Source organism: Pseudochrobactrum lubricantis (assembly GCF_041929865.1).
Classification (GTDB): Bacteria; Pseudomonadota; Alphaproteobacteria; order Rhizobiales; family Rhizobiaceae; genus Pseudochrobactrum; species Pseudochrobactrum saccharolyticum.
This window is the reverse complement of record NZ_JBHEEE010000006.1, coordinates 39,688-52,773: the sequence shown is the minus strand read 5'-3', so window position 1 is coordinate 52,773 and position 13,086 is coordinate 39,688. Positions and strand designations below refer to the sequence as shown.

Annotated in this window: 16 protein-coding genes; 7 read left to right on the top strand and 9 right to left on the bottom strand. The window is 59.0% G+C overall.

All coding sequences use genetic code 11. From position 1 onward, the window contains the following. Positions 1 to 102 precede the first annotated feature (102 nt). The 3 genes from JNC80_RS13155 to JNC80_RS13145 all read left to right on the top strand — a co-directional run bounded on the left by JNC80_RS13155 (position 103) and on the right by JNC80_RS13145 (position 2,359). A complete protein-coding gene (locus JNC80_RS13155) occupies positions 103 to 702 on the top strand; it encodes an SOS response-associated peptidase (RefSeq protein ID WP_003497270.1) in 600 nt (199 codons plus the stop codon). Positions 703 to 872: 170 nt separating this feature from the next. Next, the gene (locus tag JNC80_RS13150; protein ID WP_003497272.1) at positions 873 to 1,835 is read left to right on the top strand and encodes a hypothetical protein; all 963 of its coding nucleotides are present in this window, start codon (positions 873 to 875) and stop codon (positions 1,833 to 1,835) included. Beyond that, on the top strand, positions 1,832 to 2,359 hold the full coding sequence (locus tag JNC80_RS13145; protein WP_003497274.1) for a hypothetical protein: 528 nt from the start codon (positions 1,832 to 1,834) through the stop codon (positions 2,357 to 2,359). Before JNC80_RS13150 ends, JNC80_RS13145 begins: the two co-directional genes overlap by 4 nt. A gap of 82 nt (positions 2,360 to 2,441) precedes the next feature. Here the strand turns inward: JNC80_RS13145 and JNC80_RS13140 are convergent, their stop codons facing one another. The 7 genes from JNC80_RS13140 to JNC80_RS13110 form a co-directional block, all read right to left on the bottom strand. Beyond that, on the bottom strand, positions 2,442 to 3,653 hold the full coding sequence (locus JNC80_RS13140) for an AAA family ATPase (RefSeq protein ID WP_003497275.1): 1,212 nt from the start codon (positions 3,651 to 3,653) through the stop codon (positions 2,442 to 2,444). 205 nt (positions 3,654 to 3,858) lie between these two features. Continuing rightward, entirely contained in the window at positions 3,859 to 5,604 is a 1,746-nt protein-coding gene (locus JNC80_RS13135; protein WP_003497277.1) for a DUF2326 domain-containing protein, read from the bottom strand. Further along, positions 5,601 to 5,828 carry an ABC-three component system middle component 6 gene (locus tag JNC80_RS13130; protein ID WP_003497278.1) on the bottom strand — a complete coding sequence of 76 codons (228 nt, stop codon included), beginning with the start codon at positions 5,826 to 5,828 and terminating at the stop codon, positions 5,601 to 5,603. Before JNC80_RS13130 ends, JNC80_RS13135 begins: the two co-directional genes overlap by 4 nt. Further along, on the bottom strand, positions 5,825 to 6,568 hold the full coding sequence (locus tag JNC80_RS13125; protein WP_003497280.1) for an HNH endonuclease: 744 nt from the start codon (positions 6,566 to 6,568) through the stop codon (positions 5,825 to 5,827). The genes JNC80_RS13130 and JNC80_RS13125 overlap by 4 nt, the downstream gene beginning before the upstream one ends. Next, a complete protein-coding gene (locus JNC80_RS13120; protein ID WP_003497282.1) occupies positions 6,558 to 6,941 on the bottom strand; it encodes an XRE family transcriptional regulator in 384 nt (127 codons plus the stop codon). The genes JNC80_RS13125 and JNC80_RS13120 overlap by 11 nt, the downstream gene beginning before the upstream one ends. Position 6,942: 1 nt before the next feature. Continuing rightward, positions 6,943 to 7,311, bottom strand: coding sequence for a type II toxin-antitoxin system RelE/ParE family toxin (locus tag JNC80_RS13115; RefSeq protein ID WP_003497284.1), 369 nt, complete (start codon positions 7,309 to 7,311; stop codon positions 6,943 to 6,945). A gap of 12 nt (positions 7,312 to 7,323) precedes the next feature. Next, a complete protein-coding gene (locus JNC80_RS13110) occupies positions 7,324 to 7,626 on the bottom strand; it encodes a helix-turn-helix domain-containing protein (protein ID WP_024896899.1) in 303 nt (100 codons plus the stop codon). 245 nt (positions 7,627 to 7,871) lie between these two features. Between JNC80_RS13110 and JNC80_RS13105 the strand changes: the two genes are divergently transcribed. Genes JNC80_RS13105 through JNC80_RS13090 form a run of 4 tightly spaced genes read left to right on the top strand, consistent with a single transcriptional unit; the run spans position 7,872 to position 11,682 of the window. After that, entirely contained in the window at positions 7,872 to 8,465 is a 594-nt protein-coding gene (locus JNC80_RS13105; protein ID WP_003497286.1) for a DUF6088 family protein, read from the top strand. After that, on the top strand, positions 8,458 to 9,474 hold the full coding sequence (locus JNC80_RS13100) for a nucleotidyl transferase AbiEii/AbiGii toxin family protein (RefSeq protein ID WP_003497288.1): 1,017 nt from the start codon (positions 8,458 to 8,460) through the stop codon (positions 9,472 to 9,474). Before JNC80_RS13105 ends, JNC80_RS13100 begins: the two co-directional genes overlap by 8 nt. 14 nt (positions 9,475 to 9,488) lie before the next feature. After that, positions 9,489 to 10,370: a hypothetical protein gene (locus JNC80_RS13095; protein WP_024896898.1), complete on the top strand. Its 882-nt coding sequence runs from the start codon at positions 9,489 to 9,491 to the stop codon at positions 10,368 to 10,370. Then, on the top strand, positions 10,360 to 11,682 hold the full coding sequence (locus JNC80_RS13090) for an AbiJ-related protein (RefSeq protein ID WP_003497293.1): 1,323 nt from the start codon (positions 10,360 to 10,362) through the stop codon (positions 11,680 to 11,682). The genes JNC80_RS13095 and JNC80_RS13090 overlap by 11 nt, the downstream gene beginning before the upstream one ends. A 33-nt stretch (positions 11,683 to 11,715) precedes the next feature. On the opposite strand, the gene JNC80_RS13085 is transcribed toward JNC80_RS13090, so the two are convergent. Then, entirely contained in the window at positions 11,716 to 12,600 is an 885-nt protein-coding gene (locus JNC80_RS13085; protein ID WP_024896897.1) for a DUF4231 domain-containing protein, read from the bottom strand. 17 nt (positions 12,601 to 12,617) lie between these two features. Further along, positions 12,618 to 13,085, bottom strand: a complete 468-nt coding sequence (locus tag JNC80_RS13080; RefSeq protein ID WP_024896896.1) for a TIR domain-containing protein — start codon at positions 13,083 to 13,085, stop codon at positions 12,618 to 12,620. Position 13,086 lies beyond the last annotated feature (1 nt).

Sequence of the window (13,086 nt, the reverse complement as noted above, 5' to 3'; positions counted from 1 at the left end):
CCGTGGAAGCGTATAAATGCAAAAGCATAGATACGGACCGCCGGAAATCGCGAAGGACCGCCAGCCTCGAAATCGCTCCGGTCCCGCCCTATCTTGCCATCCATGTGCAACGCCTATGAACAGCATGTGAAATGGGTCGAGTATTGCAGGATGATGCAGGCGCTGGAGCTTGGGATTCCGACGCAACAAAGCGACCTTGACCTTCCCGAACATGACGACATCCGCATCAACCAGATGGGTCCGGTGATGCGGGCGACGGCGAACGACCGCGAGGTCGAGCTGGAGCGGATGAATTTCGGATTGCCGTCGAACCGGCCCGAGGGCGGCCCGGTGTTCAACTTCCGCTCGGAAGGGCGCGATTTCTCCAACACCCATCGCTGCCTCGTCCCGGCCTCGGCCTTCTTCGAGTTCACCGGCACGAAATATCCGAAGACCAAGCACCGCTTTACGCTGAACGGAGCGCCCTTCCTTGCCGTCGCCGGCATCTGGCGCGAGGCGCAGGGCAATCACCCGGCCTCCTTCGCCATGCTGACGACCGATCCCGGTCCCGACGTGAAGCCGATCCACGACCGGCAGATCGTGGTGCTGCGGCCGGAAGATTGGGCGGCCTGGCTATGGCTGACGAAACCGGAGGCCGAGTTATTACGGCCGCTGGAGCAAGTCTCCCTCTCGGTCGAGACGGTGCGGAAGGGTGCCGACTAGCCCCATCGCCGCTTCCATCCGCCACTATGACAGCGGCATCCGACGACGAAAGCGGCCGTCAGCTTCTCCAACATGCGATAGTGCGCTCGACCGCTTCCCGGCCGAGGTGACGCCTTTCCTTGAAGAGTCTAGGGTAGATTTGTGGAAGTTTCGGAGCTGTTGGCGGGGGCATGGCGGATATATTTGAGAATGCGGTAACTTCGATTGTGCTCGGTATCGAAGATTTCCGAGAGGGTTCCGACGCGCGCATGTTGAGTGCGGCGCGCAACTACTATGCGGGCGTGCTGTTACTGGGCAAGGAATGCCTCGTCCGTGCCGCCCCTGACGCCGATCCGATGGAGATCATCGGCGCGAAATTCGAACCCGTCCCCGATGGTGACGGCGGCGTTGACCATGAGGTTGTCGGCTATGCGACGGTAGATCTCGCCCAGCTCAAGAGCCGATTCAAGAAATTCGGCTTGTCCTGGCCTGACGTGAACATCGAAAAGCTGCAACGATTCCGAAACAATCTTGAGCATTATCACCTGGCCGAACCCGTTGGAGCGCTGAAGGAGGCGATCGCCGCCTCATTTCCGATGGTTATCGACTTCCTGGAGACGCTGAAAGAAGATCCGCAAGACGTCTTGGCGGACGTCTGGGATACAATCCTTGAAGAGACGAATGCCTTCAATAAGGTCCAGAAGAGCTGCATGGACAGCCTTCTGCGCCTGAATTGGCCCGGTGAGATCGGGCAACTGGATCGTATGTCTTGCACCAATTGTGGCTCGTCTCTTATCGGTCAGACCGACCGCGACAATATCGAGAGCGAAGCGGCCGATGCCAAATGCTTCCAGTGTGGCCATGAGTACGATCAGCGGCAGCTTGCTGAGATGGTCGTGTCGGCGAGCTACGAGATCGACGCCTATTATGCCGCCAAGAACGGTGACTCGTCACCGATCGCGACATGCCCCGAATGCAGCGCCGACGCCTATGTCGAGAATGGAGAAATGAGCATTTGCTTTGCATGTAAGGAAACGATCGGTGGCGAGTGCAGTCGATGCAGTGCCGACATCACGGTCCATGAGTACAATCCAGACTATCCCGGTTTGTGCAGCTACTGCGCTCACACCTGGGAAAAGGTTATGCGAGAGTGACGAAGGATATTGTCATCCGCACCGCCGTCGAGACGGATAATTTGATGGAGATGGTGCGAGCCTCTGCCGCACGGGCTCAACAATGGATGGCGTCGCAATCGGGGGACCCGCTGGACCTGTTGCGCCGGATGAAGTTCGATCCAATTGGCTTCCATCCCCTCGAGGATCGGCCGTTAAATCTGATCGAGCAAATCAATCAGACTTGGACCTTCGCCGTCGCCATCGCGGCTGCCCGCCAATTGTTGAACCTACATCCAGACGTGAGCGGGTTTCGGCTCGCCCCTGGCGCGCACGCATCGCTTGAACTCGACATCATGAGTGAGGAAGCCGGCTATGTCGGCGCCGAGACCTTTGCGGCTGTCAATCCACGCAACAACGGCAAGCTGGCAGCCGATCTTGTTAAGCTCGCATCTCGCATGGAGCGATATAAGTACGTATTCTTCATGTCACCCTTGTTCCCCGGCAACGAACGCCGACCGCAGTTCGAACGCAATGGGATAGAGGTCTGGTCTGTCGATTTCTGACCAGGACGAAAGGGTTGTCCGACAGGGTGGTCGTCGGTGGTTGCAGCAGACTGAGAGAGGCGATGAACCCAAACTTCTTGGGTCACGCACGCGGTGATGCGACTACTGTCCCTTTCTCTCCTGGTCGTCCGTCCACCATGTAGATCTGCCAGCCGAGCATCTCGACGTCGCTGGGTAGTTCCCAAGATGTCAAGACAGTTTGGTATAGGCACTCGGGACTGCCGAAGAAGTCCAAATAGGGCTGGATAGCACCCCAATCCATTCCAAGCGACTTAAGCTCGACCAATAGCAGCGTCGGCCCGAATTGGGTTCCTTCACGGGCTAGCGCCATCGCGAGTTCAAGTAGAACGCGCCCCCTTTCGCCACCCGATAATTGCTCGAACCTCATCACTCGACCATTGGTCAGATGACTTTCCAACACGTAGACAGGTGCGTCAAGATCATCTCTCTGAAGCTCGTCCTCGTCGTCTTCCTGCTGCGTCCGCTGGACAAATTCCACTTTCTTTACGAAATCACCGGATACGCGAGTGCCCAAGCTGCGCAACGCGAACTCATCAATCTGGAGCAAGTCCATGATTCGACGAAGATCGCACACAATGCGGTTGTCACCGCGTCCGCTTAGATAAACCGCGCTTGATCGGGCGTGGTTTCGGCTAACCGTTTTTCCATCAAGGTCTAGAGTGAGGATGCCTTCTGTTTGAACGGAGAGCCGATGTTCGGCGGGGGCGTCGAATATGATATCGTAGTGGACGTTGTTGTTTGCGAGCCAACGCCGGATATTGTCACTCGCCTCAAGTATGCTCACCCACTCGCAAATAGCGGATTTGCCACTGCCATTAGGCCCGATTAGAAATGTGGTCTTGGCGAAATCGATCTGCGTGCCGGGCGTGAAGAGCGGTGAACGCTCAAGCCTTAGAGTTCGCACGAATCCGAAAGCTGCCTGATTTCCGCTATGTTCAAACGATGTGCGGTATTCGTGGAGCGCTTTCCAGCTCTGCAACACATTGACGGGAAAGCGCACGCCGCTTTTCTTGTCGATCAGGTTCTCGTGCGCTCCGCACATCCAAATACCATTGGATGCGTGTTTTAGTTGCGCAGGCTTTAGCCCGCCCTGCCCACGGGGGCCACGAAGAGAGGCGGCGTGAATATGGCTGGCGAAGCCGGTGTCCTCGTACTGGTCAGGTGCGACCGCTGGCCCGAGGGTCAACTTCTGGCAGCCCGGATAGGAACAACGATAGCCTGCCCTGGAAGCGATGACATGGCGCGTCGTTGATGTAAAACCGTGCCGCGTCACGTAGATCGTACTCCGATTTGCGAGGCCCTAAGATACACAACTGAATAGACCAAATTACCTTCATTCACTTAAAATCGCGCGTTTTCACGCGAATTTCTCCGATATGCCCATATCCGTCCGTGAGCGTGCGCCCCCGGAATGGGCGCGGTGGCAACCGAAGCGTTCCGAAAATGAAGAGCCAGACCCGACCATGTGCGCCCCCCAATCAGTACCGGAATCCGAGCAGACTACCGCTCGCGTCGGTATCCGTCAGACGCAGCCGAACGAGCGCTTCATAGTCGAAGCCCGGCGAAAAGTCGCTGACCGGGACCATGTCGGTGTTGAGGGTGCAGATATATTGAAAGTCGTATTTTGCGGCCATCGCTGCCGCTAGTTCGAGCGCGTGGGCTCGCTGACGGGGATCAACGCCGTCGAAGATCGTGCTGTCGTGAATCAGGAAGTCGATCCCGAGACCGCGCTGCCGCGCGAATGAGATCAGCATGAGATCGTAGCAGAAGATTTTCATCTTGCTGATACCCTCGCTCGGGCTACCGGCAATCTCTACGTCGAACTTGTAGCCCGTATCATCGATGTCGATGACTAGGCGACCGGGCGATTTGTAGAGACTCTCGGAGAATTCAGAGAACAGGCTGAGCGCCTGTGACCAGAGTGCGCGCCGTTCTTCATAATCGAGTGCTGTCGCTCGCTTCAACTCCACGGTCTCGACCTTGATCGTGTCCGCCTTCGTGGTCATCTGGCGAAGCTGTGTGATCCTGTTGGTCAGTTCATCGACCTTCAGCCGGGTGGCGGCATGCAGCTCCTGTAGCTGCGTCAGTTCCTCCAGCGCGCCCTGTCCGGCAAGCGCGCTAAGGTAGCCGGCACGGCGATCCGTGAGAGTCGCTATGTTCGTCTCGCGCTCGCTGACAGCAGCCTCAAGCGCGGCAATCTCGCTGGCGATGAACTCGCGGCGGTTGGCGATAATCTGCGCATTGAAAGCCCGCGCATCCTCCAGCGTCTTCTTGACGGCGCCAGGCAGGGCGATGCCCGCCTCACCGTAGAGAGCTTCCAGCCGGTCTTCGGTCGGGACATCTTCGCTGACCAGCGAGTCGCGGTAGCGATCGAGCCGGCGCTTATCCACGATATTGGCGTTGACCAAGCCGTGGATTTCGCCGGTCAGGACGTTCGCCTGGCCCTCGATCTCACGGTACTGGGGAAGCACGCGGAAGCTTGAGAGAGCATCGCGCTCGCGTTCGAGCTGTGTCGACAGGCGAAGGCGTTCGGCTTCGAGTTCACCGAGGGACGCCAGTTCGCCGTCGACCGCTCCGGTCTTGATCGCCTGTTTGAGCGCATCGAGTGCGTTCTTTTGATCCTTGAGCTGCTGCCAGGTCGCAGCTTTCTCCCAGTTCAATCCGAGAAGGAATGCGTTGTGGACCTGGATATCCCAGGTCTTCTGATTATCGAAATACTTGAAGGGGATGTTGTACGCGGCTGTCTGGTTACGCACGAAATAGGAAAGCAGCGACCGCGCCGAGGGCTTGTAGCCCGACTCGGCAGACAACTCGCTGATGCCGAACAGCGCCCAGGCGAGGACCGCTCGCCATTTCTTCGCGTCGAGACCGGGCACGCCTTCCTTGTTAGGGGTCGGGCGGACAGGCCAGTCGTCGGTCGCGCCTTCGATCGCGAAGAAACCGGGCGTGTCGGTGGCTCGCGTTACCGCGACGTCGCGGCCGGACAGGGAAAGCTCCAGCGTGAATGCCCAACCCTGCAAAGCCTCGATGCGAAGTCCCTTTCCGGGTGAGGTATTGCTTGCGAGACAGAAGTCGATGATCTCGATGAGCGTCGATTTGCCAAGTGCGTTCGTCGTGTCCTTGTCGCCGGCCGAGGTGGATCGGTCGGCCAGTATGAGATTGACTCCTGGCTGAAGCAGAGCGGCGTGGAAGCCTTTGTGATTGGCGCGAACAGCTCGGATCATGAGGCGGTCCTGACGATGAGGCCGTCTCGAATGTCGATGGCGCCGATGAGATAGAGGAGATTCGAGGCCAGCACGAACCGCTCGAAAGTTCCGACGTTCGGCTCCGTGCGCAGACGCTCCCAAAGGCCCGAGACGGTCATGGGCATGCTGAGGTGGGCAAGCAGCGTCGCGCCGACACCGATCAGCGCCTCGTTCTGCGGGATATGTTTGGTCGGAAGAATCATTTCTCAAACACGTCGCAGATTTCGAAAAGATAGATCAGCACCGCGATACCAGCAGTCTTGTCCGCCTGCCGACGCAACCCGCGTTGGGCAAAGGCGCACATCAGCTCGAACAGCTCGTCGCCCTTATGGCCCTCCTTCCGACGCGCGTAATATTCCTCAAGGAAGCCGGCTTTCAGGCGTTCGGGAAAGTCCGGATCGAGCTGCGCTTCGGCCTCGACATAGTCGCCAACGGTAGCTCGCGAGGTCAGACCGGCAGCAATGATATGCCGAGATCCGTTCGATAGAGCGTTCTTCTTGATCTTCTCGTCGGGCGCGGTGAGATCGAACGATCCATTGCCTACAGGAGCTTGGCTGGCGACCCACGACACAGCGTTCTGCAATTCGGGAAAGGCAACGTCCGCAAAAGCCGCCTCCATCGCCTGGCGAACCTGCTCTTCGTGGCTTTCCTTCAGTTGCTGCAACGTCGCGGTGGGCCAATCAGCCTCGACCTTGTCGATGATCGTATGGTGGTCGGTGCAGAGATAGATAAGGTTGCGGACGTTATCGCGCTCCGCATCGGTCATGGAGGCGTCGTAGCGCGCGGCGGTCGGCTTTTCACCCCGAATATGTGCCGCCTCGCCGACATAGGTGTCGTCTCCCACCTGGGCGTCGTAGGTGAGATGCTTGCCGCATTTCGGAAAGGCGCAGACGCCGCCGCTTCGAAACGCCAGGATGATTCTCGTCGGATAACTAGCGCCCACGCCGACCGCCCATCTGCGCGCGCGTGCCAGGACGGCGGGTCGTTATCTGTGGAGGAGCGCTGGCATCGCCGAGCTGGTGAATCCGCAATGCGGGCCGCTGCGGCAGCTTGACCGTCAATTCGAGCTCTCCCCCCACAGCTTCCACATAGCTGCGGAGAGTGGAGAGATACATATCGGTCTGTCGCTCGATCTGAGAAACCGAGGGCTGCTTGATGTTGAGCGCGGATGCGATCTCAGCCTGGGCCTTACCCGCAATCTGCCGCAACTCGCGAAGGCCCTCGACTTCCTGCTTCAAATCCTGATAGCGGGCGTCGATCGCTGCCTGCTCTTCGGCAGGGAGCGCGGCAATGATGTCATTCAGGCTCCGACCCATCTCATTTGCCCTTCTTTGCGGATTTCAGGCTTTCCAGATGCTCGGAAAACCGTAGATCCGCCTTTGCGATCAGCGTTTTGTAGAAGCGCTTCTGACTGACGCCCGATTTGTCACCCGCTACAAGAACGATGGCTTTGCGCTCGGGATCGAAAGCGAAGGCCGCACGCCATTCGCCATCGCTGCCTTCGAAGCGCAGCTCCTTCATATTGGCGTGTTTCGATCCTTTGAGCGTGTCGGCGTGAGGCCGGCTAAGCTGCGGTCCGTAATCGGACAGCAGCTTGGTGGCGGCGATCAACGCGACCCGGACATCACGCTCAAAAGTCAGAACCTCAGCCTCGAAGGCGGAGTGGAATTCGACCTCCCATTCCATATAGGTTAGAACCTATATCCGGTCAATGGGAAGGATGCGGGGCGGTTCTGGCGATACCGTCGTGGTGCGACGGCAGCTCTTAGCCCAAGCGTCCAGATCATCGACTGCATAGCGGACCCATTTGCCGAACTTATGATAGGCGGGGCCTCCTCCTCGCGAGCGGTAGCACTCCAACGTATGTGCTTCGAGGGCGAGGTAGCGCGCCGCCGCCTCAGTGTCGACGAAACGAACTGGTCCCGCCTCGTCGACGAACCTGGCGCGCTTGAGGATGTCCGGCGTTGGCCAGCGGCGATCCGGCTTTGCTCTATCGGACATGACCGGCCTCCATCGCTTCGGTGCGCTTCGAGCCAGGCGGAACCGAGCGGTTTTCGCCGCTGCGGTGACGATAGGGTCTGTAATTGCCGAGACGGGTGGGGGACTAGCGCCCCGACCGCAGATAATTCGAACATCCCTGACTCCGCGCGACAGTCCGGGGAGCGGGCGTAAACATGAGTCATGGCGTTCCCACATAGATTGAAAACTGTCAGAAAACTGCGTATATTTCTGACAGGAGATTTATCATGCAGCGACTGACCGAACAGATTCTGGCGCATACCGAGGGTTTGCCCGAGGGCGCTCCGATCGCCGCGAAAAGCCTGCTCCATCTCGGCAACCGCCCCGCATTGGACCAGGCATTGTCGCGACTGGCAGAACGTGGCCGGCTGATACGGGCCGGGCGCGGCGTTTACCTACGTCCGGTTTCGAGCCGGTTCGGCGTTCGCGCGCCCTCCGTCGATAAAGCCGTTGAAGCCCTTGCGACGCAGCGTGGTGAAATCATCGTGTCGAACGGAGCGGCGGCTGCCAATGCGCTCGGGCTCACGACCCAAGTACCGGTCCGGTCGGTCTATCTGACCTCGGGCCGAAGCCGGACCATGACTCTGGGCCAGCAGACTATTGAGCTGCGCCATGCGCCACGCTGGCAGTTGGCGTTGGCCGATCGCCCTGCCGGGCAGGCCGTGCGCGCACTCGCCTGGCTGGGACCGGAGAAGGCGGAAGCGGCCTTGAAGACGCTGAAACACAAGCTGCCGTCTTCTACGTTCGGCGAGCTTGTCGCGGCCGCGCCGCAACTACCGAGCTGGCTCGCCAGATCGGTCGGCAAGGTCGCTCATGGCTGAAGCCTTCGTCACATTGTCAGCGAACGATCGGCGCGAGGCTCTTGCCGTTGCCGCCGATCGATCCGGCCGCCCGGCCCATCTGCTTGAAAAGGACGTGTGGGTCGTCTGGACTCTCGCAACGCTGTTCGGGTCAAATTTCGGCGAACATCTCGTGTTCAAGGGCGGCACATCACTGTCAAAGGCTTATCACGTCATCCGGCGTTTTTCCGAGGACGTGGATCTCACCTACGACATCCGCGCCATCGCCCCCGACCTGGTGGGCGAAAACGGCGAGGGCCTGCCGAAAAACCGGAGTGAGGAGAAGCGATGGTCGAAGGCAGTCCGCCACCGGCTGCCAGAATGGGTCGACGGAACAGTCCGACCTCTCCTTGCCCGCGCGATCGACGCGCAGTCGTTGCCTGCAACGTTCAGGGCCGAAGGCGACAAGCTGTTCATCGACTATGAGGCGACCTCTTCGGGATCGGGCTATGTGGCTCCGAGCGTGATGCTGGAATTCGGCGCCCGCTCGACCGGGGAGCCGGCCAGCCCGCGCGATGTTGTATGCGACGCGGCCGGATTGGTCGACGGCGTCGAATTCCCAACGGCTCGTCCCCGGGTCATGCATGCCGAGCGAACCTTCTGGGAGAAAGCGACGGCAATGCATGTTTATTGCCTCGAGGGCCGGTTGCGGGGCGATCGGTTCGCCCGTCATTGGCACGATGTCGTCCGACTGGATGATGCGGGGGTCGCCAACGCCGCAATATCGGATCGTGAGCTCGCCGACGCGGTTGCCCGCCACAAAACCATGTTCTTCGGGGCGAAGACGGTTGATGGCGAGGTTATCGACTACGAAGCCGCCGTCGGTGGAAAGCTGCAACTCGTGCCGGACGGAGATGCGCGCGCTGCGCTGGCAACGGACTATGCGCACATGGTCGAGGATGGGTTGCTGCTTGACGACGCGGAACCCTTCGAGGCGCTGATCATGCGATGTGCGGACATCGCCGGGCGAGCCAACCGTGCTGCGAAGTGATGATGGGAGATAGGGTGTCGAGCTATTTTACGGATCGTGAATATGGGGCACGCCCTGCAACAATCGATGTCATTGGTGACCGTCTGTGGGCGGGTCTTTTCACCTTGATCGAGACGAGGATTGGCGATGGCTCGTTTGGCTTTCGCTTTCCGGAACAGTGCCCCGACGGGAATGGTCCGTGCGGATGTGACGTCCAAGCCTTCAGCCGGGTGCTGGGCGCCGAGGTGCCGTGGATCGAATGGCCGTTCTCTGTGAACGAAGTGCCCGATACGCCGGTGATCCTCGATCTGCTCGAGTTTTGCGCCAGCGCCGTCGGCGAGCCGATTCAAGGCAGTTATCATTCCTACTTCGGTCACCATCACTTGAGCTGGAACCGGGACGGCGGCCTTGCTCGGTTCGTAGCCGACGTAAACCTCCTGTTTCGCCGGAACGCGATTGCGTATGAACTCACATCGAGCGGACAGGCCCGCCGGCTTCTCCCACAGCCGGTCGCCGATGTTCTCGGTTGGGCGATGTTTCATACCGGTGATGCGGAGACGGACCGCCTGCTCGAAGCCGCTCGCCAACGGTTTCTATCGCCCAAACCTGAAGACAGGCAGGACGCGCTGGAGAAACTGTGGGATGCCTTTGAACGGCTGAAGACACTGGAACCCGGCGCCAACAAGCGCGCTCAGGCCGAAGCGATGCTGGACCGTGTCGCCACGCCGGACTCTGGATTCCGGGAAGCCCTTGGGCGGGAGGCCGCTGAGCTGACCTCCATAGGGAACAGCTTTCGCATTCGTCATTCCGAGACGACCCAAGAAACCCTGACCTCTCTGGATCAGGTGGATTATCTGTTTACGCGGATGTTTGCATTTGTGCGTGTGATCCTGAGAGGGACCGGGCGTGGCGGATGATCTTTATCGGCTTATCTTCGGAATTCTGCACGGGATGAGCCACGCCCAAATGAGTCAGGAGCCGGGGCTGGTCGCTGGGCTGGTCGTGCCGGCACCAGAGGGCTTCTCAAAACGGCAGCGTATCGAACTTGCGCTCGAAAACCTCACGCAGGCGGACTTGGCTCGACTGGCGCTCAAATTCGCTGCTGCTCGCAGCGACATCCCGCTTGATGAGGCGGGCCGCAAGGTGCTTGAGGCTGATGATCCACCGCTGACGCAGATCACACGACGAGACGTCGCGCGGATTCTCGGCAACGACCTCGCCGGCGAGCGTAGCACCGTGGAGGTCGTCGAGAGCTACTTCCCGCTTTCCTCACCATTCGAAGCCCTTTTTGGCAGCAAAGGCCAGAGCCTGCGCGACCGCATCGCCCGGCACATGGATCACAATCCCGGCGATTGGTCGGTCGAACAACTGTTTGGAGAAATCGGGGCCTTCGATTGTTCCAGGGCCAGGTTCGGCGCCTTGCTCGAACAAGCTGTTCACCCCCTTTCCCGATCAGGTGATGAGCAGACGAAGACAGTCGAAGCGTTGAACAGGGTGCTCGCGCGGGATGGATATGAGCTTGCGCAGGATGGCGAGGTATCCGGCCATCCGCTTTTCAGTTTCCGCTCTCTGGTGCGGGGGGTTGGCGGCCGGCCGAAAAACCTGATCTTTGCGTCACGAGGACCGAAGCCGGAAATCGGCTTCGCCGATGCGATCAACAACGACATCGTCATTCTGTCCGGCGAAGAGAGCTGCCTGATCTACGACCGGCCGATCAGCGCGAGCGGCCTTCTGTGGTCGGAACTCGTTTCCTGGTGGGGCGACGTTACGCCCGGTGCTGATGCCGCAAGACTCGGAGCGCGTCTCCAGGAATCCCTGGCCTCGGATGCGGAACGCAAGCTTTTCGCGGCCTACTTCAAGGCTTATCGGTCTACCCTCGGCGAGGCGCTGCCCGCGCTGCTGCCGCAGGTCTACCTTCACTATGATCCTGCCGTCGTAAAAACCCTGCGTCACCGGCTTCCATTGCCGCGTCAACGCATGGACTTCCTGCTTCTGTTACCCAGCCGTCAGCGCGTCGTGATTGAGGTCGACGGTAAGCACCATTTCTCGGAAAACGACCTTCCTTCATTGAAGGTCTATGCCGATATGGTGTCGGCCGACCGCGAGCTGCGCCTTGCGGGATATGAGGTCTATCGGTTCGGTGCAAATGAACTGGTCGGTGACGGCGCCGAAGCGAAGATCAAGGATTTCTTCGACAAACTTTTTCGCCTGCATCGCATTCGCCAATGAACTCACTCGCTGATCGGTTGGCGTATGATCAAATCAGGGCGCATTCTCGATCTGGCGGGCAACCCATTGGGTATGTTCACGAGAGAACGCTCGCTCGGCTTCATTTACGAAGGCAGAAAACTTCTCTTCGCTGTCAATCGTGCCAAGCCGCGTCTGCAAGATGCCGATCTCGTGGGCGGTGAGGCTGTAGGCAGAAGCGAGTTCGTTGAATTTCTTCAGTTGGATCCAACCTATGGCGGAAGACGCTATCACCAGCAAAGGTTCGGTTGGCCAAATCATCCATGGTGGATCATGGCGGATTCGGAGGAGAGCTAAAGCGATTGCGGCACCTTGAACGAGGACGCATATCAATATCCATAGGCGAAAACGCTGCCTATTCCAGGTAACCTTTGCTACATACCATTCGCGTTGGTCCGTAATCCGGTCAGTATTATATCGTTGAACACGCTCTGCGAGAGGCAGAGCACGAACCGCATTCATTTCGTTGGTGATCTGATCGCCGGTTACCGGCCGACGGCTTATCGAGTCGCGGACGTGGCTGTTGGCATCCAGAATCGCCCTCAGAAACTCCGAGAATTTCTCTGCTACTGTTGAGAGTTTCGGGGCATCTTCGAATGGCTCAGCTCGCATCATGTAACGCCAGGTTGATGTCTTGATCGACTCCGCCAGCGCTCGGCACCCGTACCACTCTTTCTCAGGTTTTTGGACTGCCATATATAGTAGGAGACCCGTAGAGGCGGCCAGAACTAACGCATAAGCGATGTATAGATCAGGAGACGCTCCAAACCAAATAGAGATCGTCGCTGCGACAGTGAGCAGAAGGTACTGCAGCCGAATAAGCCTTAGATAGGTGGACTGGGCATCGGCGGCGGAGCCGTCTGCCGAGCGGTACAGGGCGGGAAAACTATCAGGCGTCATATCGACGGATCTCCGGGCTATTTCAGTTCAGCGGCCAATTGATTCCACTGGACGACTTTCACGCCGTGCTTCGCCACCCAAGGCGGATTTTGCCGTGGGGCGCCCCCCTTGGGGTGAACCGCCACCACCTTTTTCCCAAGAGCGAGGCTGGTCTCCACTTCCCAAGTCACCCAACGGCTTTGCGCAGTATTGTCGGAGATGTAGACGACACAAACAGATGAGCGCTCTATCCGCTCGCTGATCTTTTGTTTGATATATTCTGCGCGTTCGCTGTCGTAGGGCTCGCGAACAGAATGATCGTTGAACTCGATATCACTGTTCTCGTTCTTCGCATGCGCGCGCAGAAGATTGACCTCGTCCATATCTTCGGTTGCAAAACTGATAAAGACATTTCGTTTGCCGCCCTGAAGCGCCGCCTTGGCTTTCTCCTCCAGGGACCGAATGTCGCCTAACCTGCTCCAGCTCCCGCTACTCCCGCCGCCCATA

What these genes read in the sequence shown, in the direction of transcription:
- JNC80_RS13120 (WP_003497282.1), bottom strand. Translation starts at nt 6,941, where the DNA reads ATGGGTCGGAGCCTGAATGACATCATTGCCGCGCTCCCTGCCGAAGAG.
- JNC80_RS13105 (WP_003497286.1), top strand. Translation starts at nt 7,872, where the DNA reads ATGCAGCGACTGACCGAACAGATTCTGGCGCATACCGAGGGTTTGCCC.
- JNC80_RS13150 (WP_003497272.1), top strand. Translation starts at nt 873, where the DNA reads ATGGCGGATATATTTGAGAATGCGGTAACTTCGATTGTGCTCGGTATC.
- JNC80_RS13110 (WP_024896899.1), bottom strand. Translation starts at nt 7,626, where the DNA reads ATGTCCGATAGAGCAAAGCCGGATCGCCGCTGGCCAACGCCGGACATC.
- JNC80_RS13085 (WP_024896897.1), bottom strand. Translation starts at nt 12,600, where the DNA reads ATGACGCCTGATAGTTTTCCCGCCCTGTACCGCTCGGCAGACGGCTCC.
- JNC80_RS13100 (WP_003497288.1), top strand. Translation starts at nt 8,458, where the DNA reads ATGGCTGAAGCCTTCGTCACATTGTCAGCGAACGATCGGCGCGAGGCT.
- JNC80_RS13115 (WP_003497284.1), bottom strand. Translation starts at nt 7,311, where the DNA reads ATGGAATGGGAGGTCGAATTCCACTCCGCCTTCGAGGCTGAGGTTCTG.
- JNC80_RS13155 (WP_003497270.1), top strand. Translation starts at nt 103, where the DNA reads ATGTGCAACGCCTATGAACAGCATGTGAAATGGGTCGAGTATTGCAGG.
- JNC80_RS13135 (WP_003497277.1), bottom strand. Translation starts at nt 5,604, where the DNA reads ATGATCCGAGCTGTTCGCGCCAATCACAAAGGCTTCCACGCCGCTCTG.
- JNC80_RS13080 (WP_024896896.1), bottom strand. Translation starts at nt 13,085, where the DNA reads ATGGGCGGCGGGAGTAGCGGGAGCTGGAGCAGGTTAGGCGACATTCGG.
- JNC80_RS13130 (WP_003497278.1), bottom strand. Translation starts at nt 5,828, where the DNA reads ATGATTCTTCCGACCAAACATATCCCGCAGAACGAGGCGCTGATCGGT.